Below are 20,549 nucleotides of genomic sequence, written 5' to 3'. Positions count from 1 at the left end.
GGCGGCTCTTCGAATTCGCGGGCGTTCCCGCTACGCGGCGTCTCCGATCGAGACGGCCTCCGCCTCTTCGATCGTCGTCTCCTCGACGCCGTCGACGCGCTTGAGGTGACGGTGGCCGACCACCACCAGGATCACCGCGACGAGCACGGAGACGGCACCGGCGAAGAACGGGGTGGCCGGCGAGATCGTGTCGGCCAGGAGGGTCGCCGCCGGCGGGGCGATGGCGCCGCCGAGGAAGCGCACACCGGAGTACGCACTGGATGCGACGGAGCGCGGCAGGTCCGTCGCCTCCATCACGCACTCGGTGAGCACCGTGTTCAGCACGCCGAGCAGCAGACCGCCGACGATCACGCAGACGATCAGTCCGACGAGCGAGCCGATCAGGAGCCCGGCGACGGCCAGGTCGATGGCGAGCAGCGGCATCACGATCCAGAGCACCCTGGTGCGCGGCAGCCTGCTGGTCAGCAGCGGTGCGCCCCAGACCGAGGTGATCGCGAGGGCGACGCCCCAGCCGAAGAAGACCAGTCCCAGCGAGATCGCGCTGCCCATCCCGAGCGGCACCAGGGCGAACGGCGTGTACGCGAGCAGCACGAAGAAGCCGATGTTGTAGAACAGGGCGGCAGCGGCGAGGAAGCCGAGCGCCGGCTTGGCGAGCGCCTTGAACGGCGCGGAGATGCTGGTGGGCTGCGGTTTCTCCGGCGACTTCTTCAGCATCAGGACGATGGCGATGAAGCCGACCGCCATCAGCGTCGCCGTGCCGAAGAACGGTCCGCGCCAGCTCCAGCTTCCGAGCAGGCCGCCGAGCAGCGGACCGATCGCGATGCCGAGACCGAGAGCCGCCTCGTACAGGATGATCGCCGACGACGTGCCTCCGGCCGCCGCTCCCACGATGGTGGCGAGGGCGGTGGAGATGAAGAGCGCGTTGCCGAGCCCCCATCCTGCGCGGAAGCCGATGATCGACTCGACGTTCTGCGAGAGACCGGCGGCGAGCGCGAACAGCACGATGAGCGCCAGGCCGATCAGCAGCGTCTTCTTGGCGCCGATCCTGCTGGAGATCCAGCTGCTGAAGAACATCGCGATCCCGGTGATCAGGAGGTAGCTGGTGAACAGCATCTCCGTCTCCGTCGGGGTGGCCTCCAGGCTCTTGGCGATGGCGGGGAGGATCGGGTCGACGAGGCCGATGCCCATGAAGGCGATGACCGACGCGAAGGCGACGGCCCAGACGGCACTCGGCTGCTTGAGGAGGTTGCTTGGTTTGTCGTGGGACATAGAGGTGATGGGCTCCGATTGGTCGGTGGGGAAGCGTGAAGTGGTGACGGTGCCGGGTATGCGGACGGTGCCGACGGCGGCGAGGGATGCGTTACGGGGCGGTGGCGAGCGCCTCGGCCGGTGCGGCGAGGCCGACGCGCGATCCGATGATGCGCACGGTGGCGCGCAGGGCGGCCAGCTCGTCGTCCGTGAGGTCGTCGAACATCGGCACGAGGGCGCCGGAGAGTTCGTCGCGCCAGTTCTGCAGCGCCTTCTCGCCCTTCGGCGTGACGGCGATCTGCCAGGCGCGGGCGTCGTCGGTGTCTGCGATGCGCTTGACCCACTCCGCCTCGACCAGATTGCGGACGAGCTTGGTCATGGTGGGCTGCGAGACTCTGCTGTGCGCGGCGAGCTCGCCGAGGCGCATGGCGCCGGAGGACTGCAGGACGCTGAGCGTGCGCCAGGTGGCGGGCGACTCGGTGTTGCCCGTGACGCGGGCGGCGAGGCGTGTCAGCCGGTGACTCGCGACGACGAGATCGCCGAGGGTCTCCCGGAGATCACTGGGGGTGCTGTGTGTCATGCTTCGATTATATATAGCCACGCTATATAAATCAACTGATTTCGTTTCAGTATTTCAAATGGCTAGGTTTTAGTGTCGTGTTTAATGTTCAGATGCCCAGCACCCGACGCACCCCGCACGAGACCGCCGAACTGCTCGCCGCCCAGGACGACGCAGGCTCGTACGAGAAGGGCCTCAAGCGCCGACACATCCAGATGATCGCGGTGGGCGGGGCCATCGGCACCGGCCTCTTCCTCGGCGCAGGCGGACGCCTGGCCTCCGCCGGGCCGAGCCTGCTCATCGTCTACGCGATCTGCGGCCTGTTCGCGTTCTTCATCCTGCGTGCGCTCGGCGAACTGGTGCTGCACCGGCCGGACTCCGGCTCGTTCGTCTCGTACGCCAGGGAGTTCTTCGGGGAGAAGCTCGCCTTCGTTGCCGGATGGTCGTACTGGATCTACTGGGCGATGATCGCCATCGTCGACATCACAGCCATCGCGCTCTACCTCTCGTTCTTCGGCACGTACGTGGAGTTCTTCGCCGTCGTGCCGCAGTGGATCTTCGCCCTCGCCGCCCTGGTCGTGGTGCTGCTGCTCAACCTGCTGTCCGTGAAGGTGTTCGGCGAGCTCGAGTTCTGGTTCTCCATCATCAAGGTGGCCGCCCTCGTCTCGTTCCTGGTCATCGGCATCCTCTTCGTCGTCTTCGGCACCCCCATCGACGGGCGCACCCCCGGCTTCGCGCTCTTCGCCGAGAGCGGGGGGTTCTTCCCGAACGGCGTGCTCCCCGCGGTCCTCGTCATCCAGGGCGTCGTCTTCGCCTACGGGGCGATCGAACTCGTCGGCATGGCGGCGGGAGAGACCCCCGACCCGCAGAAGACGATGCCCCGCGCCATCAACTCGGTCATCCTGCGCATCGCCCTGTTCTACGTCGGCTCGATCACCCTGCTGTCGCTGCTCCTGCCGTACACGGCGTTCGAGAAGGGCACGAGCCCGTTCGTCACGTTCTTCGCCTCCATCGGGGTCGAGGGGGCGGACGTCGTGATGAACATGGTCGTCCTGACCGCTGCGCTCTCGTCGCTCAACGCCGGCCTCTACTCCACCGGACGCATCGCGCGGTCGCTCGCGCTCCGCGGCACCGCCCCGGTCTCCACCACGAAACTGAGCAGGCACGGGGTGCCGTACGGCGGCATCCTGATCACCGGCGCGATGGCGCTGCTCGGCGTGGGGCTCAACGCCGTCGTCCCCGAGGACGCGTTCGAGATCGGCATCAACCTCACGGCGCTCGGCACCCTCACCGCCTGGGGCGTGATCGTGCTGTGCCAGATCCGGCTGCGCAGGCTCTCCATCGGCGGCCTCGTCCGGCGCCCGTCGTTCCGGCTGCCGGGAGCGCCGTTCACGGCGTACCTCACGCTCGGCTTCCTCGGAACGGTCGCCGTCCTCATCCTGCTCGACTACCCCACCGGCACGTTCACCTTCGGCACGGCGGTGGTAGTCGTCATCCCCGCCCTCGTCCTCGGCTGGTTCGGCGTGCGCCGCCGCGTCGCCCTCGTCGCCGCGGCCAGGGCCGCCCGCGCGCTTCCCTCCACCGACCTCACCCCCACCGGCCCCATCCCCACCGCAGAGCCGCCGAGATACCAGTAACTGTCGCGAAACGCCCGGGATGCGCAGCAGTTACTGGTGTCTCGTCGTCAGCGGCGGGCCAGCAGGTAGGCCTGGGGCACCTTCTCGGGATGCTCGGGGGCGCGCACGAGGCGGGTGTGCTCGGTGAAGCCCGCGTCGGTCAGCAGGCTCCGGATGCGGTCGGGCGACTGGCGGTACGCATCCAGTTCCAGGTCGTGGCCGTACGCATGGCGCAGGGCGACGACATCGTCGCCCACCTGGAACGCCAGCAGTAGCCACCCGCCGGGCCGCACCACTCTGGCGAACTCCGCGAACAGGATGTGCTGCCGCTCGGGCGGCGTGTGGATGATCGAATACCAGGCGACCGCGCCGGCGAGCGCAGCATCCGGGAGGTCGAGCGCCGCCATCGTGCCCACCTCGAACAGCAGCTCCGGATAGCTCTCCCTGGCGACCTCGACCATCGCCGGAGACAGGTCGATGCCGAACGCGTCGAGCCCGAGCCCGGCGAGGTGCACCGTCACCCGTCCGGGACCGCAGCCCAGGTCGGCCACCTCTCCCCCGCCGTCCGCCAGGACGTGCTCCGCGAATGCGGCCAGCATCGCCCGGTCGAGCGTCTTCCCCGCCAGCTCGTCCCGCAGCAGCGCCGCGTAGTCGACGGCGACCGTGTCGTACGCGTTTCTGGTGGCGATCACATCCGGATGCTCGGTCATGCCAGCAGTCTAGAGAGAAGGTCTACCGGGAAAAGGGAAACGCCCCCGGCCACCTGCGATGGACACAGTAACCGGGGGCGTTCTCATGGGGTCGGGGGCTACCGCAGGAACCGCTCGTACAGAGCGGTGCTGCGGTAGAGATCCGGCGGGTGAGCTGAACTCTCCCTGGTCTCACCCGACAGGGTTGCGACGGTCAGGTCGCGCCAGTATGCGGCGTATGCACGCCACCTGGATCGGTTCATCGTGGTTCTTCCTTACGGTTGTGCGTCCTTGCACACCGATGCACGCAAGCAGGCGCGATCGGACGCGGTGGGTGGTCGAGCATCCACGTCGATCGGCGTCGTTAAACGCACGAAGGGCGTCGCCCCGTTGCGGGGGCGACGCCCTTCACAACGCGGATACTCGTCTTGCGAGGAGTCCGCGTCGCGTTACGGCAGTCAGCCTGCGGTAGAAAGAGCCCCGATGGGGCGCCGACTACTTGAGGGTGATGGTGGCGCCAGCCTCTTCGAGCTGTGCCTTTGCCTTGTCTGCGGTCTCCTTGTTGGCGCCTTCGAGCACGGTGCTCGGAGCGCCGTCAACGAGGGCCTTCGCCTCACCGAGGCCGAGGCTGGTGAGGGCGCGCACCTCCTTGATGACCTGGATCTTCTTGTCACCGGCAGCCTCGAGGACGACGTCGAAGGAGTCCTTCTCCTCGACCTCTTCCGCGGGAGCGGCAGCGCCTGCACCGGCCGCAGCAACGGCGACGGGGGCGGCGGCGGTGACCTCGAAGGTCTCCTCGAACTTCTTCACGAACTCGCTGAGCTCGATCAGGGTGAGCTCCTTGAACGCCTCGAGCAGCTCGTCAGTCGACAGCTTTGCCATGATTTTCTCCTTAGATTTTTCTCGTGTACTCACCGCTGGTAACGCATCCCGGGGGATGGATTACGCAGCGGACTCCTGCTTCTCACGCAGCGCGTCGACCGTGCGAACGGCCTGCGACAGCGGTGCGTTGAACAGATATGCGGCTCCGAACAGCGAGGCCTTGAAGGCGCCGGCCAGCTTGGCCAGCAGAACCTCACGGGACTCGAGGTCGGCGAGCTTGCCTACCTCTTCTGCGGTCAGCGGGTTACCGTCGAAGTAACCGCCCTTGACCACCAGGAGAGGGTTTGCCTTGGTGAAGTCACGCAGCGACTTCGCGACGGCGACAGGGTCACCGTGGACGAAAGCGATCGCGGAGGGGCCAACGAGCTCCTCATCGAACGACGAGATCCCGGCCTTGTTGGCAGCGATCTTGGTCAGCGTGTTCTTCACCACGGCGTACGTCGCGTGCTCACTGATGGACTTGCGCAGCGTCTTGAGCTGAGCAACAGTGAGACCGCGGTACTCGGTCAGCAGAACGGCGGTCGAGCTCGTGAACAGGTTCTCGAGTTCGGCAACCGTGGCTTCCTTGTTCGCCATGGCCTACTCCTCTATATCTACGTCGCACACCGCGGGAGCGATGTGCGCCCAGACCGCCGGCATGAAAAAAGCTCCGGCGCAGAGGCACGGAGCTGGCGACGCAGGAGAACCTGCGAGAACTGCTTCATACACCTGCGCGGGCGCCCACCTGAGTGGAACTTCTCGTCGTGCGAGCACGACAACCAGCGGTCTTTGGCTTCGTACAGAGTACGGGATGCGCGGTGCTCGCGCAAATCCGGCCGGCGAAGCCGCCGCTCACGCGTGCGCGCTGAGGAATCCGGCGATGTCCCGCGCGAAGTGCGGGTGCAGCGGCACCCCGCCGTGCGCACGGCCGCGGTAGACGATCTGGCTGGCGCGCCGGATGCGTTCCGCGGTCTCCCGTCCGAGCGTCGGCGGGTAGAACACGTCGCGCTCACCGGAGAGGATGAGCGTGGGAGCGGTGATGCGGTGCGCCCGTCCGAGCATGTCGTAGCGGTCTTCGGCGCGGACGAGGGCGATCAGGCTCTCCGGGTCGTCCGGTTTGGGAGCGATCCTGCTGGCGAGTCTGACCACTCCGTCGAAGTGCTTCGAGTTCATGGTGGCGCTGGCCAGCTCGGCGTACGCACGCCGGTCGGCGGCCGTGAGCAGCGAGACGTAGCGGCGCTGGATGGCCCTGCCGCGCGCGCTGAGCCGTCCGGAACCTGCGGCGACGACGAGCGATTTCACGAGCGTCGGGTGATCGGCGGCGAGCTGCAGCGCGACGCTCGCTCCCGTCGACAGGCCCATCAGCGCGACGGGTCGGTCGAAGTGCTCGCGCAGATAGCGGGCGTAGATGTCGGCGATCTCCGGCATGTCGAAGTCGGTGGGCAGATACGCGGGTCGTCCGACGGCGTGGACGCGGCTGACGCCGGCAGGGCCGCGCAGGATCAGGCGCTCCATGATGCGGTCGACACCGCGCGGGTTGTCCACCTCGGCGGGGAGGGCGCGGATGAACAGCAGCGGTGGCGCATCCACCCGGCCGTAGGTGGCGGTGGCCAGGATGCCCGGGGTCACGGTGTCTCCTCGCCGTCCGGATGCGCGAGCGGCAGCGAGACGGAGAAGACGGTCTCTCCCGGCTCGCTGCGCACGGCCAGTTCGCCGCCGTGCGCATCCACCACCGCGCTCACGATGGCGAGGCCGAGACCGGTGGAGCCCGTGGCACGGTTGCGGGAGCTGTCTCCGCGGGCGAACCGCTCGAACAGGGTCGACCGCAGTTCGTCCGGGATGCCGGGGCCGTCGTCCGTGATGGAGATGATGGCGCGGTCTGCCGCCTCGTCGACGGCGAGCTCGGCGACCACCTTCGTCCCCTCCGGCGTGTGGACGCGCGCGTTCGCCAGCAGGTTCGTGACCACCTGGTGCAGGCGCGGCTGGTCGCCGATCACTTCGACGGGCTCCTCCGGCAGGACGATCGACCAGGTGTGGTCCGGCCCTGCGGCGTGCGCGTCGCTCAGCGCGTCGATCAGCAGCATGGAGAGGTCCACCGGATCGCGGTCGAGCTCGCGGCCCTCGTCGAGCCTGGCGAGCAGCAGCAGGTCCTCGACCAGGGAGGTCATCCTGGTGGCCTCCGACTCGATCCGGCCGAGCGAGCGAGTGACGTCGGCGGGCAGCTCGTGCGGCGAGCGCCTGGTCAGCTCCGCGTAGCCCCGGATGGAGGCGAGCGGCGTGCGCAGCTCGTGGCTGGCGTCCGCGACGAACTGCCGCACCTTCTGCTCGCTCGCCTGGCGGGCGGTCAGCGCGGAGGCGACGTGGCCGAGCATCCGGTTGAGGGCGGATCCCACGGTGCCGACCTCGGTGTGCGGGTCGGTGTCCGCCTCCGGGACGCGCACGGAGAGGGCGACGTCGCCGCGGTCGAGGGGCATCTCCGCCACCTGCTGGGCGGTGCCCGCCACCCGCGCGAGCGGGCGCATCGCCAGCCGCACGACGAAGCTCGCGATCAGGAACGCGAAGATCAGCCCGGCGAGCGTGACCAGCGCGATCACCAGCGTGAGCTGGGAGACGGTGGCGTTCACCTCGCTGAGCGGGAGGCCGATGATGACGCTGTCGCCGTTGATGAGCTCGGCGCCGGCCACCCGGTACTCGCCGAGCGACGAGCCGAGGTCCACCGTGCGCGGCTTGCCGTCCGCCGGCATGGAGATGAGGTCCCTCGTCGCGATGGTGACCACCTGCGGCGCTGCCGGATCGGTCGACGATCCGGAAGGGCGGGTGCCGAGGATGGCCGGGTAGAGCAGCATGCTGCCGCTGCGCACCACGCCGAACGTCCCGACCGGCTGGCCGGGGGTGTTCACGATCCGCGTCGCGTCCGGGCCGGTCGGGGCCGGGCCGTACGCCCGGTCCGCCGCGCTCTGGCCGCGCGCGACCGCGCTCGTCAGCTGCCCGTCGAGCCTGGTCATCAGGTAGCTCTGCAGAGCGACGACGCTGATCGTGCCGATCACCGCGCCGAGCACCGCGAGCATCGCGACGACCACGAGGACGACGCGGCTGCGGATGGTCCAGGAACGGAACGGCCGGATGCGCGAGAAGAGCGACCGCCCGCCTGACTCTGTCGGTGTGCCCGTCGCGCGGGCTGACGTCATTGCGCCGCCTTGACCATGTAGCCGGCGCCGCGCACCGTGTGGATCATCGGCGCCCTACCGGAGTCGATCTTCTTGCGCAGGTAGGAGATGTAGAGCTCGACAACGCTGGACGAGCCGCCGAAGTCGTAACTCCACACGCGGTCCAGGATCTGGGTCTTGCTGAGCACACGACGCGGGTTGCGCATCAGGAACCGCAGCAGCTCGAACTCGGTGGCGGTCAGCTGGATCTGCTGGCCGTCGCGGTGCACCTCGTAGCTGTCCTCGTCGAGGACGAGGTCGCCGACGATCAGCACGGGGTCGTTCTCGTCGGCGACGGCGGCGCGCGAGCGGCGCAGCAGGCCGCGCAGGCGGGCGACCAGCTCTTCGAGGCTGAACGGCTTGGTGACGTAGTCGTCTCCCCCGGCGGTGAGCCCGGCGATGCGGTCGTCCAGCGAGTCCTTCGCCGTGAGGAAGAGGACGGGGGCCTCGTTGCCGTCCGCGCGCATCCTGGACAGCACCTGCAGCCCGTCGATGTCGGGGAGCATGATGTCGAGCACGACGACGTCCGGCTTGAATTCGCGCGAGAGCTGCAGCGCCTGCTGGCCGTTGGATGCGGTCTTCACGTCCCAGTCCTCGTAGTGCAGGGCCATCGAGAGCAAGTCCGTCAGCGTGGCCTCGTCGTCGACGACGAGCACGCGGATCGCGCTGCCGTCCGCGCGGCGCAGGAGGCTTCTTGGCTGGCTGGTGGTGCCGGAGGCGGCACGCGAGTTCATGGTCACCTTTCCCATTATGAGGAGCGCACTTGATGTCGGCTATGCGAAAGCTATGGGAAATCTGTGAGGGGCTGCAGTGGCCCACAGCCAAACCATAGCCATGCCATAGCCGTGCCCTAATCCGCGCTCCTAACGTCCAGATCGCCCCCTTGACCAACCCGAGAGAGACGGAAGCACAATGTTCGGGACTTATCTGCGGCGCGAGCTCATCAATCGCCGCAAACAGACAGTGATCATCGCGGTCGGCATGGCCCTCGCGATCGCGCTCGTCATCATCGTCAACTCCGTCTCGGCCGGGGTGAAGGCCGCGCAGGCGAGCGTGCTCCAGTCGGTCTACGGCGTGGGCACGGACATCACTGTCAGCGAGCCGGCCACCGCGCAGAGCGCCACCACCGGCCAGGCCGAGGGTGGAGGTCCGCGGTTCGACTTCGGCGCGGGCGCGGGAACGGACACCGGAGCAGGCCGCACGGTGAACACCTCCCGTCTCGAACCCACCCGCGGCGCGACGGTGATGGATGCGACAACGCTGACGACGGTCAAGAAGGTCCAGAACGTCTCGGCCGCTGCGGCTGTGCTCTCGCTCACCAACACGAGCTTCTCCGGCACGCTCCCCAACTTCCAGCAGCTGCGCGAGGAGCGGCAGGCCGGCGGCACAGGCGGAGGAGCGGCCGTTCCGAGTCCCGCACCGACCGGCGGCGCAGACGGAGCGGGCGGAAGCTCGTTCAGCGTCGACTCCTTCTCCGTGCTCGGACTCGACCCGGCAGGCAAGTCGGTCGGCCCGCTCTCCTCGGTGACGCTGTCCAGCGGGCGCGCGTTCACGGCGTCCGACACCGGCAAGGACGTGGTCGTGCTCGACCAGGCGTACGCCAAAACCGGCAGCAAGGCGGTCGGAGACACCGTGACCATCGGCGGCACGGACTTCAAGGTCGTCGGCATCGTCGCCGCCACGGGCAGCGACTCGACCACGGCGGCCAACGCATACATCCCGCTCGACGTCGCCCAGAAGCTGTCCGGCCAGACCGGCAAGATCAGCTCCGTCTACGTGACGGCGTCGTCGGCCAGCGACATCGGCCAGATCAAGACGGACCTGACGACGGCGCTCCCGAAGGCGACCGTCAGCACCCAGGCCGATCTCGCATCCAGTGTCTCCGGCTCGCTCGGAACAGCGGGCGACCTGATCGCCAACCTCGGAACCTGGCTGTCGATCATCGTGCTCGCCGCTGCCTTCCTCATCGCGATCCTCTTCACGATCTCCGGCGTCACGCGCCGCACCCGTGAGTTCGGCACCCTCAAGGCCATCGGCTGGTCCAACGGCCGCATCGTCGGCCAGGTGGCGGGCGAGTCCGTGGTGCAGGGCCTGATCGGCGGTGTGATCGGCGTGGCCGTCGGGCTGATCGGCGTGCTCATCGTCAACATCGTCTCGCCCACCCTGTCCGGCCGGGTCGGCAGCACCGCCGTCGAGGCGGCCGCCCGGACCGGCGGAGGCGCGAGGACCGGTGGCACGGGGAGCGGCTTCGGCGGGGGCGGCTTCGGCGGAGGCGGCGCTTTCGCCGGCGCCCGCACGGCCGCAGCCAACGCGACGACAGACATCGCCCTGCACGCCCCGGTCACCGTCTGGGTGATCGTCATCGCCGTGGGCCTCGCCGTCATCGGCGGCCTGCTCGCCGGAGCCATCGGCGGCTGGCGCGCATCCCGTCTCCGTCCAGCGGCCGCCCTCCGCTCCGTCGCCTGAGCCATCCAGAGGAGAGAACGTGTACACACTCACGAACGTCACCAAGAAGTACTCGCAGTCCAAGCGCGAGGTGGTCGCCCTCAACGACGTGACCCTGCACATCCCGGATGGGCAGCTCGTCGCGATCCAGGGACCGACCGGCGGGGGCAAGTCGACCCTGCTGCAGATGCTCGGCGCCCTCGACCGGCCGACCACCGGATCGGTCGAGCTGGAGAAGGCGAGCCTGTCCGGTCTCGGCGACGGCAAGCTCACCGCCATCCGTGCCACGGAGATCGGGTTCGTCTTCCAGGGCTTCAACCTCATCCCGACGCTGACGGCGCAGGAGAATGTGGAGACCGCGCTCGCTCCCCTCAAGGTGAGCGGGGAGGAGCGGAAGCGCCGGGCCGCAGAGGCCCTCGCGTCGGTGGGGCTCGCCGACCGCGGCAGCCACCTGCCGTCCGAGCTGTCCGGCGGTCAGCAGCAGCGCGTCGCCATCGCGCGCGCCCTGGTGAAGAACCCCGGGGTTCTCCTCGCCGACGAGCCGACGGGCAACCTGGACGAGGAGACCCGCGACGAGATCATGGACCTCCTCGAAGGGCTCTGGCGCGACCGCGGCCTGACGCTGGTGATCGTCACCCACGACTCTGCGGTGGCCAAGCGGGCGCAGCGCCGGCTGCACATCAAGCACGGGCAGGTGAAAGAGGTCGCCTGACGATCAGGACGGCAGGACCACCAGGCCGAGCGCTTCCACGAGGGCGACGGCCTGGCGGTCGTCCACGATCGCGCCGCGGAGAGTCGTGGTGCGCGGGTCGAGGCCGGTGAGGTCGCTCCCCCGCAGCGTCGCGCCGCTGAAGTCGGCTCCCTCCGACCACGCGGCGGAGAGGTCGCAGCCCGCGAAGGTGGCGTCCACGCAGCGGGCGTAGCCGAGGTCGGCCTCGCGCAGGCGCACACCGGTGAAGTCCGCACCGCGCAGCTCGGCCTTCTGGAGGCTGACGAACGACCAGTTGCCGCCGTCCACCTTCAGGATGCCGAACTCGCAGCCGTCGAACTGGCTGCCGGTGAGCTTGCACCTGGTGAAGGTGGTGTCGAAGAAGTTGCAGCGCGTGAAGGTGCAGTTCACGAACGCGGACTCGGTGTGGCTGCTCACGTTGAACTTGACGTTGAGGAAGGTGCACTCGGTGAATACCGCGCCGGAGCTGGTCAGCTCCGTCATGTCCACGTCGATGAACTCCACCCGCTCGAACTCCGCGCCGTCGAGGTCGCGGCCGTACCAGTCCTCTCCTCTGACCGTGGTCTCGGTCATGGGGGTTCTGGCGTTTCCTCGGCTGTCGACCATGACCCCATCCAAGCACCGGCCGCCGACGCTTGCGCGCCGACGGCCGGTGGGATGGAGCTGAGACGGGGTCAGTCCTGGTTGCTGAACGCGGCGTCGAACGACGCGGTCGGCTGCTTCCAGAGCAGGGAACGGATGTAGCCGACGGCCTCCTTCGCGCCGTGCAGCCTGTCCATCCCCGCGTCCTCCCACTCGATCGAGATGGGTCCGGTGTATCCGATGGAGGTGAGCGCGCGGAAGGAGTCCTCCCACGGCACGTCCCCGTGGCCGGTGGAGACGAAGTCCCAGCCGCGGCGCGGGTCTCCCCACGGCAGGTGGGAGCCGAGCACGCCGGCGCGACCGTTCTTCGGACGCAGCCGCGTGTCCTTGCAGTCCACGTGGTAGATGCGGTCCTTGAAGTCGACGATGAAGCCGACCGGGTCGATGTCCTGCCACATCATGTGGCTCGGGTCCCAGTTGAAGCCGAACGCCTCACGGTGCTCGATGGCCTCCAGCGAGCGGACGCTCGACCAGTAGTCGTAGGCGATCTCGGACGGGTGCACCTCGTGGGCGAAGCGCACGCCCTCTCCGTCGAACACATCCAGGATGGGGTTCCACCGGTCGGCGAAGTCCTGGTACCCGGCGTCGATCACCGCGGCGGGCACCGGCGGGAACTGGGCGACGTACGGCCAGATCTTGGATCCGGTGAACCCGACGACCGTGTCGACGCCGAGCCTGCGCGCGACCTTGGCGGTGAGCTTCAGCTCCTCAGCTGCACGCTGGCGGACGCCCTCGGGGTCGCCGTCGCCCCACACCTTGGAGCCGACGATCGCCTGGTGGCGGAAGTCGATCGGGTCGTCGCAGACCGCCTGGCCCTTGAGGTGGTTGGAGATGGCCCAGACCTTGAGGCCGTACTTGTTCAGGATGTCGAGCCTGCCCTGCAGGTAGTCGTCGTCCTCCGCCGCACGCCACACGTCGAGGTGCTCACCGGAGCAGGCGATCTCGAGCCCGTCGTATCCCCACTCGCTCGCGTACCTGGCGACCTCTTCGAGGGTGAGGTCGGCCCACTGGCCGGTGAACAGCGTCACCGGATGCGTGCTGGCGTACTCGCCGGCGTTCGCGCTGTCTGTCATTCTTCTGTTCCCATCTCGATCCAGGTGCCGGACTCCGCGGAGTCGAGCACCGCCTCCGTGACCCGCACGGCCCTCAGCCCGTCGGCGAACCGCGGCAGGCCGTCGGGGTCCGCCCCACCGATGGCCGCGTACGTGTCCGCGACGAACGCGTTGAACGCATCCTGGTATCCCTGGGGATGCCCGGACGGCACGACACACAGCCGCGCGGCGTCTGCGCTCAGCTGATCGGCGTCGCGCGGGACGAGCATGCTGCCCTTCCGCTTGCCGATCCACAGCGTCTCCGGCTGCTCCTGATCGAAGGCGACGCTCTCCGCGCTGCCCGCGATCTCGAGGAGGAGCCTGTTCTTCCTGCCCGGCGCCACCTGCGACACCAGCAGCGTGCCGAGGCCGCCGGACCGCGTCTCGATGACGACGGCCACCGCATCCTCGGTGGTGATCGACGAGTGCGACGCGCGTTCGGTGAAGAAGGTCTTCTTCGTGGCGGACACCCTGGAGACCCTGTCTCCGCTGACGAACTCGACGAGGTCGACCAGGTGCGAGCCGATGTCGGCGAAGGCGCGGGAACGCCCGCCCGCCGCCGAGTCGACGCGCCAGTTGTCGTCGTCGGCGCCGAGCAGCCAGTCCTGCAGGTACGACGCGTTCACGGTGAGCACACGGCCGGCGGCGCCGGAAGCGAACCGGTCGCGCGCCTCGCGCACCATCGGGTGGAACCGGTACGCGAACGGCACCGTCGCGGTGCGGTCGCCGACGGCGGCGACGAGCGCCTCCGCATCCGGAACCGTCGTGGTGAGCGGCTTCTCGCAGACCACGTGCTTGCCCGCCGCGAGCACGGCCGCCGCCTGCTCGGCGTGCAGCGCGTTGGGCGTGCAGACGTGCACCACGTCGATGGTGTCGTCGGCGAGCACCTGGTCGAGCGAGTCGTATGCGCGCTCGATGCCGAGCGTCTCAGCCGCTGCCGCCGACTTCTGCGGCGTCGACGACACGATGCCCGCCAGCTCCGCTCGCGCGTTGCGGGCGGCGCGGGAGTGGACCTCCGCCATGAACCCGCCGCCGACGATCGCGACCTTCGGCCGCGGCCCTGCCGCCGTGTCCGTCATTCAGCCGCCTGACCGAGGGTGGCAGCGCGCGGGTCCCAGTCCTCCGGCAGCGCGGGGGCGACCTGCACGGTGCTCTGCACGTCGACCGGCGCTCCGGCCAGGCCGGCCTCGATGGTCGAGACCATGACGTCTAGCACGTGGTACGCCTGCTCTCCGGATGCGCGCTCCGGCACCCCCGCGCGGATCGCGCGGGCCAGCTCGACGACGCCCGTTCCCCTGCTCGAGGTCGAACCCGTGGCCGGCAGCGTCTCGATGCCGTCGGCGCCGTGGACGATCAGGTCGCCCTGGAACGTGTTCGGGTCGGGGACGACGAGCGTGCCCTCGACCCCGGCGACCTCGAACTGCGTGCGGCCGAGCTTGGAGTCGAAGCTGAAGATGCTCTGCGCCGTCTGGCCGCTCTCGAACTCGTAGAGGGCGCTGACGTGCGTGGGAACGGTGACTGCGAACTCCTCGCCGGCGCGCGGTCCGGACCCGATCACGCGGGACTCCTTGGCCTTCGACGCGACGGCGCTCACGCGCGCGACGGGACCGAAGAGCTGAACCAGGGCGGTGAGGTAGTACGGGCCGATGTCGAACAGCGGGCCGGCGCCCTCCTGGAACAGGAAGTCCGGGTTCGGGTGCCACGACTCAGGGCCGGGGCTCTGCATCAGGGTCAGCGCGGTGAGCGGCGCCCCGATCGTGCCGTTCTCCACCAGGCGGCGGGCCGACTGGATGCCCGCGCCGAGGAAGGTGTCCGGCGCCGTCGCGACGCGCAGCCCCTTCTCGTGCGCGGCGGCCAACAGCGCGGTGCCGCTGACGCGGTCGAGCGCGAACGGCTTCTCGCTCCAGACGTGCTTGCCGGCATCCAGGATCTGCAGCGCCACCTCGACGTGCACCTTGGGCAGCGTGAGGTTGACGACGATCTCGATGTCGTCGTCGGCGAGCAGGTCGGCGACGGAGCCGGAGCCGGCGATGCCGAACTTCTCGGCCTGCGCCTTGGCCCGCGCCTCGTCGATGTCGGCGACGAAGCGCACATCCAGGTCGGGGAAGCTGGTGAGGTTGGTGAGGTATTCGGTGCTGATCACACCGGCGCCGATCACGCCGACGCCGACCTTCCCCGCGCTCATGCGAGACCCTTCGAGGTGAGGAACGCGAAGCTGTCTGCGACGGCTTCGAAACGGTCGCCGCGGGAGTCGTCCAGCTCGATCACGCGGAGGGCGGCGGGAGCTGCGGCGATGATCTGCTCGATCGGCAGCGAGCCCTGGCCGACGGCCACCTGGTCCTTGGTCTCCGTGGTGCCCGGACCGTCCTTGATGTGCAGAGCGACGACGCGGTCTCCGAGCTTGCCGAGCAGCTCGACGGGGTCGTGCCCGCCGACGGCCACCCAGTACGTGTCGACCTCGAGGACGACCTCGGGGGCGAGCTTGCCCGCGAAGTATTCGAGGGCCGTGACGCCGTCGATGGTGCTCTCGAGCTCGTGCGCGTGGTTGTGATAGCCGACGCGGACGCCGTAGCGGGCGGCGACCTCTGCCGCCTCGTTGAGCTGGGCGGCGATCTCGTCGACGCTCTCCGCCGTCTGCCAGCGCTCGGGAGCCACGTACGGGTCGATCACGGTCTCGATGCCGAGCGCCTTGGCGGCCTCGAACACGGGCTCCAGGTCGCCGCCGATGAAGCCCTGGTGGGTGGTGGGCGCCGACAGGCCGGCCTCCTCGAGACCACGGCGGAGGTCGTCTCCGAAGGAGAGGAAGGCGAACGGCTCGACCTGGGTGAACCCGAGGTCTGCGATGCGCTTGAGGGTGCCGACGGTGTCGTCGGTCAGGAGCTCCCGAACGGTGTAGAGCTGCACGGACAGGTTGGACTTCGACACGTTTCTCCTCGTCGAGTGAATTGAGGGCGCGCCTGATGGCGACGTTCCCATTCAAACGAGACTTCTGCCGAATGTCAATCAAAAGTCACATGAAGGAAAACAGACTTTGTTCCGTCCGGGGACGGTGTGGTTCAATAAGCCTCATGACCGACAGCGTGCGTGAGCAGCCGCTCGTCGCCCCGGACGCCGCCGGCCTGCTGGCGATCCTGCGCGACGGCGTCCCCCGCACGCGCGCGCAGCTGGCCGAGCTGACCGGGCTCGCACGCTCGACCATCGCGGTGCGGATCGACAGCCTGACCGCATCCGGACTCGTCGCGCCGGCCGGAGACGACGTCTCGACCGGCGGCCGTCCTCCCGCCAGGGTGCGGTTCAACCCGGAGTCGCGCATCGTCATCGCCGTCGACCTCGGCGCCACCCACGGTGTGGTCGCGCTCGCCGACCTGGCAGGCAACATCCTGACCAGCGAGTCGAAGCGCATCCTGATCACCGACGGTCCGGAGCCGATCCTGGACTGGGCGCTCGGCGTTGCCCACGAGCTGTTCGCCGCCTCCGGCCGACCGCTCAGCGACCTCATCGGCATCGGGATCGGCGTCCCCGGCCCCGTCGAGCACTCGACCGGCCAGCCGGTGAACCCGCCCATCATGCCGGGCTGGGACCGCTTCGACATCCCCGGATACGTCAGCCGCACCTTCGACGTGCCCGTGCTCGTCGACAACGACGTGAACCTGCTCGCCCTCGGCGAGCACGCCCTCGTCTGGCCGGAGCAGTCCGACCTTCTCTTCGTCAAGGTGGCGACCGGCATCGGCGCCGGCATCATCAACGGCCGCCGGCTGCAGCGCGGTGCGCAGGGATCCGCAGGAGACCTCGGCCACGTGCGCGTGCCGTTCGGCGCAGACACCCCCAGCCACGGCGCTCAGGATGCGGACCTCGAGGCCCTCGCATCCGGTCCGGCCATCGCGCGCACACTGACGGCGCTCGGCATCCCGGCGCGCACCAGCGACGACGTGGTCGAGCTCGCCCGCACGGGCAACGTGACGGTGCAGCAGACGATCCGCCAGGCCGGTCGAGACCTCGGCGAGGTCATCGCGACCTCGGTGAACCTCCTCAACCCGTCGCTCGTCATCGTGGGCGGCAGCCTCTCCCGGGTCGGCGAGCAGCTGCTCGCCGGGATCCGCGAGGTCGTCTATCAGCGGTCCACCCCGCTGGCGACGCAATACCTCACCATCACGCAGTCGCGCTCCGGGGAGACCGGCGGCGTGATCGGGGCGGCGATCATGGTCATCCAGCACGCGCTCGATCCCGTCGAGAACTACGACAGGTACGCGAGACCCCTGGGCCACTGAGCCCCGCGGCGTCCGGCCGCCACCCGCATCCACCGTCCGCATCCACCCCGGCGGGATCGAATCGTTTCGACCCACCCGCCGTCCACCACAAAACCACCCACAACACACGAATCGGAAGGACAGTCGTGAGCACTGCGACGAACACCGGCGCCACCACCGGCGGTACAGGCGCGACCATCAAGGCCGCGGTCATCGGACTCGGCTGGGCCGGCCAGCAGCACATGGAGGCGTACGCCACCCTCCCCGGCGTCGAGCTCGTCGCCATCGCCGGCATGGAGGACGGCCCGCGCGCCGAGCTGGGCGAGAAGTACGGCGTCACCCGCCTCTACCGCGACTGGCACGAGCTGGTCGAGGACGGCGGCATCGACGTCGTCAGCGTTGCCGTGCCGACCTTCCTGCACGCGCCCATCGCGGTCGGGGCGCTCGAAGCGGGCATCCACGTTCTCAGCGAGAAGCCGATCGCCAGGACGGCCGACGAAGCGCAGGCGATGGTGGATGCCGCCCACGCCGCGAACCGCGTGCTCGAGGTCGCGTTCAACCACCGCCGCCGCGGCGACATCGAGGCGCTCAAGGCCGCGATCGACGCCGGACAGATCGGCCGCCCGTACCACGCACGCGCGATCTGGCTGCGCAGGGCGGGCATCCCCGCGCTCGGCAGCTGGTTCACCAACCGCGAGATGGCGGGAGGTGGACCGCTGATCGACATCGGCGTGCACGTGCTCGACTACGCACTGCACCTGTTCGGCGAGCCGCGGGTCACCGCGGTGTCGGCCGTCACCCACTCCGAGCTCGGCACCCGCGGCCGCGGCGGTGCTGCGGGCAACAAGCAGGACGTCGGCTCGGCATACGAGGTCGAGGACCTGGCCAGCCTGCTGCTGCGCCTCGAAGGCGGCGGCTCGATCGTGCTCGAGACGAGCTGGGCGGCATACCGTCCCGCGGGCGACGAGTTCGGCATCACCCTCTACGGCACGGAGGGCGGCGCCGACCTGCGCGTCGTCGACTACGCGCCGGCGGGCGAGCTGACCATCTTCACCGGCGAGGGAGAGGCGACCTCCGACGTGAGCGTCGCCGCCGACCCGGGCCGCGGCCACCTGGCCGTCGTCGAGACGTTCCTCGAGCACGTCGCGGACACCGCGCACTGGGCAGAGTACGACGGCTCGCGCGCCCTCGACCGCGCCCGCGTCATCGACGCGGCGTACGAGTCGGCCCGCCGCAACGCAGAGGTCGTGCTCGAGCCGGCCACGAAGGGAGCATGACCATGTCGGCACTGCGCGTCACCGTCTGGAACGAGGGGGTCCACGAGGCCACCCAGCCGGACATCGCCGCCATCTACCCCACGGGCATCCACGGCGCCATCGCCGACGGCCTGAGCGACCTGCTCGGCAGCGACGTCAGCGTCCGCACCGCGACGCTCGCCGACGAGGAGCACGGCCTCACCGAGGAAGTGCTGGCCGACACCGACGTGCTGCTCTGGTGGGGCCACATCGCCCACGACCAGGTCTCGGACGAGGTCGTGGAGCGCGTCCGCAGCCACGTCCTCGGCGGCATGGGGCTGATCGTGCTGCACTCCGGCCACTTCTCGAAGATCTTCATCCGGATGCTCGGCACGACGTGTTCGCTTGCCTGGCGCAACCCGGAGGGCGGCGAGCGCGAGCTGGTCTGGAACGTGAACCCGACGCATCCCATCGCCGAGGGCGTCGAGCAGCCGATCGTGATCGAGGCGCAGGAGATGTACGGCGAGTTCTTCGACATCCCCACCCCGGACGACCTGGTGTTCATCAGCTCGTTCACCGGCGGAGAGGTCTTCCGCTCCGGCGTCACCTTCACCCGCGGCCGCGGCAAGATCTTCTACTTCAGCCCCGGCGACCAGGAGTACCCGGTCTACTTCCACCCGCAGGTGCGGAAGGTGCTCGCGAACGGGGTGCGCTGGGCCGCCCCCGTGGCGGGCGCGCGGCGAGCGCCCGAGGTGTCCAACCCGGATGCGGGGGCCTGGCCGCGCTAGGCGCCCGATCGAGATACCGGTAACTGTCGCGCATCCCGGGCGTTTCGCGACAGTTACTGGTATCTCGGCAACAGGCGGCAGACTGGTCCCATGACCACCCGACTCCGCTCGCTTCCCGACCCGCGCCATCCGGACCCGGCTGACGCACCTCCGCTGCGCTGGGGTGTGCTCGCGCCGGGCGGGATCGCCGCCGACTTCACGGATGCGCTGCACGCGCACACGCGGCAGCGCGTGGTCGCGGCGGGGTCGCGGTCGGCGGAGCGCGCCGCCGCGTTCGCCGCGGCGCACGGCGTGGAGCGCTCGTACGGCTCGTACGCGGAGCTGGTCGCAGACCCCGACGTGGATGTGGTCTACGTCGCGTCGCCACACACCCAGCACGCCGAGCACGCCCTGCTGGCCATCGCGGCGGGCAAGAGCGTCCTGGTCGAGAAGCCGCTCGCGGCCGACGCGGAGGACGCCCGGCGCATCGAGCGGGCGGCGAAGGCGTCGGGCGTATTCGCGATGGAGGCGATGTGGACGCGCTACCTGCCGCAGACCGACATCATCCGGCAGCTGCTCGACGACGGCGCGCTCGGTGACGTGCGCGTGGTGACCGCCGACTTCGGCGGCAGCGCGCGCTTCGACCCGGCCAGCAGGCTCTTCGACCCGGCGCTCGGCGGCGGGGCGCTCCTCGACCTCGGCGTGTACGTGGTCTCCTGGGCGTCGTTCGCGATCGGCCGTCCGGCCGGGATCATCGCGGCCGGCACGCTCGCCTCCACCGGCGTCGACGAGCAGGCGTCGCTCATCCTGTCGTCGGTGACCGGCGCGCAGGCACTCCTCAGCACCGGCCTGCGCGCGGCGACCCCGTCGCTCGCGACGATCTGCGGGTCGGAGGCGCGCGTCGAGACCGGCAGCCCGTTCTGGTCGGCGAGCGGCCTGCGCTTCGTGCAGGGCGGCGACGTGCTCAGCTGGGACGACCCGTACGGACGGCCGGGCAGGCAGGGCATGTCGTACGAGGCAGCCGCGCTCGCCCGCTACGTGACGGAGGGGCTGACCGACTCTCCCCTGCATCCACTGGTCGAGGCCGTGCAGACCGTGGAGACCATCGACGAGGCGCGCCGCCAGCTCGGCGTCGCTGGCGTGGGGTCGAGCGCGGGGGCGTGATGCGAGAGAGAATGGACGGGTGCTCGATCCTGTCCTGACCCGTCCAGCC

The 20,549-nt window shown here is 69.5% G+C and carries 21 protein-coding genes; 7 read left to right on the top strand and 14 right to left on the bottom strand.

Annotation, left to right across the window (positions count from 1 at the left end; all coding sequences use genetic code 11):
• Positions 1 to 30 precede the first annotated feature (30 nt).
• On the bottom strand, positions 31 to 1,269 hold the full coding sequence (locus tag ACN6M5_RS17165) for an MFS transporter (RefSeq protein WP_085370976.1): 1,239 nt from the start codon (positions 1,267 to 1,269) through the stop codon (positions 31 to 33).
• A 91-nt stretch (positions 1,270 to 1,360) separates the two neighbouring features.
• Positions 1,361 to 1,828 carry a MarR family winged helix-turn-helix transcriptional regulator gene (locus tag ACN6M5_RS17160; RefSeq protein WP_085370975.1) on the bottom strand — a complete coding sequence of 156 codons (468 nt, stop codon included), beginning with the start codon at positions 1,826 to 1,828 and terminating at the stop codon, positions 1,361 to 1,363.
• A 92-nt stretch (positions 1,829 to 1,920) separates the two neighbouring features.
• Here ACN6M5_RS17160 and ACN6M5_RS17155 point away from each other — a divergent pair, with 92 nt between their 5' ends.
• Positions 1,921 to 3,444 (top strand): amino acid permease, encoded by a 1,524-nt coding sequence (locus tag ACN6M5_RS17155; protein ID WP_434951693.1) that lies wholly within the window; start codon positions 1,921 to 1,923, stop codon positions 3,442 to 3,444.
• Positions 3,445 to 3,491: 47 nt separating this feature from the next.
• On the opposite strand, the gene ACN6M5_RS17150 is transcribed toward ACN6M5_RS17155, so the two are convergent.
• From ACN6M5_RS17150 to ACN6M5_RS17120, 7 genes are all read right to left on the bottom strand, one after another.
• Entirely contained in the window at positions 3,492 to 4,133 is a 642-nt protein-coding gene (locus ACN6M5_RS17150) for a class I SAM-dependent DNA methyltransferase (protein WP_434951691.1), read from the bottom strand.
• A gap of 98 nt (positions 4,134 to 4,231) precedes the next feature.
• Positions 4,232 to 4,375: a hypothetical protein gene (locus ACN6M5_RS17145; protein ID WP_179150873.1), complete on the bottom strand. Its 144-nt coding sequence runs from the start codon at positions 4,373 to 4,375 to the stop codon at positions 4,232 to 4,234.
• Between the two features lie 232 nt (positions 4,376 to 4,607).
• Positions 4,608 to 4,994, bottom strand: a complete 387-nt coding sequence (gene rplL / locus ACN6M5_RS17140) for a 50S ribosomal protein L7/L12 (protein WP_085371183.1) — start codon at positions 4,992 to 4,994, stop codon at positions 4,608 to 4,610.
• Between the two features lie 60 nt (positions 4,995 to 5,054).
• Positions 5,055 to 5,570, bottom strand: a complete 516-nt coding sequence (gene rplJ / locus ACN6M5_RS17135) for a 50S ribosomal protein L10 (RefSeq protein WP_085371184.1) — start codon at positions 5,568 to 5,570, stop codon at positions 5,055 to 5,057.
• A 255-nt stretch (positions 5,571 to 5,825) separates the two neighbouring features.
• Positions 5,826 to 6,602, bottom strand: coding sequence for an alpha/beta fold hydrolase (locus ACN6M5_RS17130; RefSeq protein ID WP_434951688.1), 777 nt, complete (start codon positions 6,600 to 6,602; stop codon positions 5,826 to 5,828).
• On the bottom strand, positions 6,599 to 8,161 hold the full coding sequence (locus tag ACN6M5_RS17125; protein ID WP_434951685.1) for a sensor histidine kinase: 1,563 nt from the start codon (positions 8,159 to 8,161) through the stop codon (positions 6,599 to 6,601). Before ACN6M5_RS17125 ends, ACN6M5_RS17130 begins: the two co-directional genes overlap by 4 nt.
• Positions 8,158 to 8,913 carry a response regulator transcription factor gene (locus ACN6M5_RS17120; RefSeq protein WP_179150878.1) on the bottom strand — a complete coding sequence of 252 codons (756 nt, stop codon included), beginning with the start codon at positions 8,911 to 8,913 and terminating at the stop codon, positions 8,158 to 8,160. Before ACN6M5_RS17120 ends, ACN6M5_RS17125 begins: the two co-directional genes overlap by 4 nt.
• Before the next feature lie 178 nt (positions 8,914 to 9,091).
• Between ACN6M5_RS17120 and ACN6M5_RS17115 the strand changes: the two genes are divergently transcribed.
• Complete coding sequence (locus ACN6M5_RS17115; RefSeq protein WP_434951683.1) at positions 9,092 to 10,645, top strand: ABC transporter permease; 1,554 nt, start codon at positions 9,092 to 9,094, stop codon at positions 10,643 to 10,645.
• A gap of 19 nt (positions 10,646 to 10,664) precedes the next feature.
• On the top strand, positions 10,665 to 11,336 hold the full coding sequence (locus ACN6M5_RS17110) for an ABC transporter ATP-binding protein (protein WP_434951681.1): 672 nt from the start codon (positions 10,665 to 10,667) through the stop codon (positions 11,334 to 11,336).
• Between the two features lie 3 nt (positions 11,337 to 11,339).
• Here the strand turns inward: ACN6M5_RS17110 and ACN6M5_RS17105 are convergent, their stop codons facing one another.
• From ACN6M5_RS17105 to ACN6M5_RS17085, 5 genes are all read right to left on the bottom strand, one after another.
• A complete protein-coding gene (locus ACN6M5_RS17105) occupies positions 11,340 to 11,927 on the bottom strand; it encodes a pentapeptide repeat-containing protein (RefSeq protein ID WP_085371189.1) in 588 nt (195 codons plus the stop codon).
• Positions 11,928 to 12,028: 101 nt separating this feature from the next.
• The gene (locus ACN6M5_RS17100; protein WP_434951679.1) at positions 12,029 to 13,069 is read right to left on the bottom strand and encodes a sugar phosphate isomerase/epimerase family protein; all 1,041 of its coding nucleotides are present in this window, start codon (positions 13,067 to 13,069) and stop codon (positions 12,029 to 12,031) included.
• A complete protein-coding gene (locus ACN6M5_RS17095; protein ID WP_434951677.1) occupies positions 13,066 to 14,166 on the bottom strand; it encodes a Gfo/Idh/MocA family protein in 1,101 nt (366 codons plus the stop codon). The genes ACN6M5_RS17100 and ACN6M5_RS17095 overlap by 4 nt, the downstream gene beginning before the upstream one ends.
• A complete protein-coding gene (locus ACN6M5_RS17090) occupies positions 14,163 to 15,272 on the bottom strand; it encodes a Gfo/Idh/MocA family protein (protein ID WP_168688672.1) in 1,110 nt (369 codons plus the stop codon). The genes ACN6M5_RS17095 and ACN6M5_RS17090 overlap by 4 nt, the downstream gene beginning before the upstream one ends.
• Entirely contained in the window at positions 15,269 to 15,991 is a 723-nt protein-coding gene (locus tag ACN6M5_RS17085; protein ID WP_434952435.1) for a sugar phosphate isomerase/epimerase family protein, read from the bottom strand. Before ACN6M5_RS17085 ends, ACN6M5_RS17090 begins: the two co-directional genes overlap by 4 nt.
• A 164-nt stretch (positions 15,992 to 16,155) precedes the next feature.
• On the opposite strand from ACN6M5_RS17085, the gene ACN6M5_RS17080 reads away from it, so the two are divergent.
• From ACN6M5_RS17080 to ACN6M5_RS17065, 4 genes are all read left to right on the top strand, one after another.
• A complete protein-coding gene (locus ACN6M5_RS17080) occupies positions 16,156 to 17,355 on the top strand; it encodes an ROK family protein (protein WP_434951674.1) in 1,200 nt (399 codons plus the stop codon).
• Positions 17,356 to 17,480: 125 nt separating this feature from the next.
• Entirely contained in the window at positions 17,481 to 18,611 is a 1,131-nt protein-coding gene (locus tag ACN6M5_RS17075) for a Gfo/Idh/MocA family protein (RefSeq protein WP_434951672.1), read from the top strand.
• Entirely contained in the window at positions 18,608 to 19,357 is a 750-nt protein-coding gene (locus ACN6M5_RS17070; protein ID WP_434951670.1) for a ThuA domain-containing protein, read from the top strand. Before ACN6M5_RS17075 ends, ACN6M5_RS17070 begins: the two co-directional genes overlap by 4 nt.
• 90 nt (positions 19,358 to 19,447) lie before the next feature.
• Positions 19,448 to 20,500, top strand: a complete 1,053-nt coding sequence (locus tag ACN6M5_RS17065) for a Gfo/Idh/MocA family protein (RefSeq protein WP_434951668.1) — start codon at positions 19,448 to 19,450, stop codon at positions 20,498 to 20,500.
• The last annotated feature ends 49 nt before the right edge of the window (positions 20,501 to 20,549 follow it).

The organism is Leifsonia araucanica (assembly GCF_051161895.1).
In the GTDB taxonomy this organism is placed as follows: Bacteria; Actinomycetota; Actinomycetes; order Actinomycetales; family Microbacteriaceae; genus Leifsonia.
Note: the sequence above shows the minus strand (reverse complement) of the source record. Positions and strands in the feature narration are given on the sequence as shown.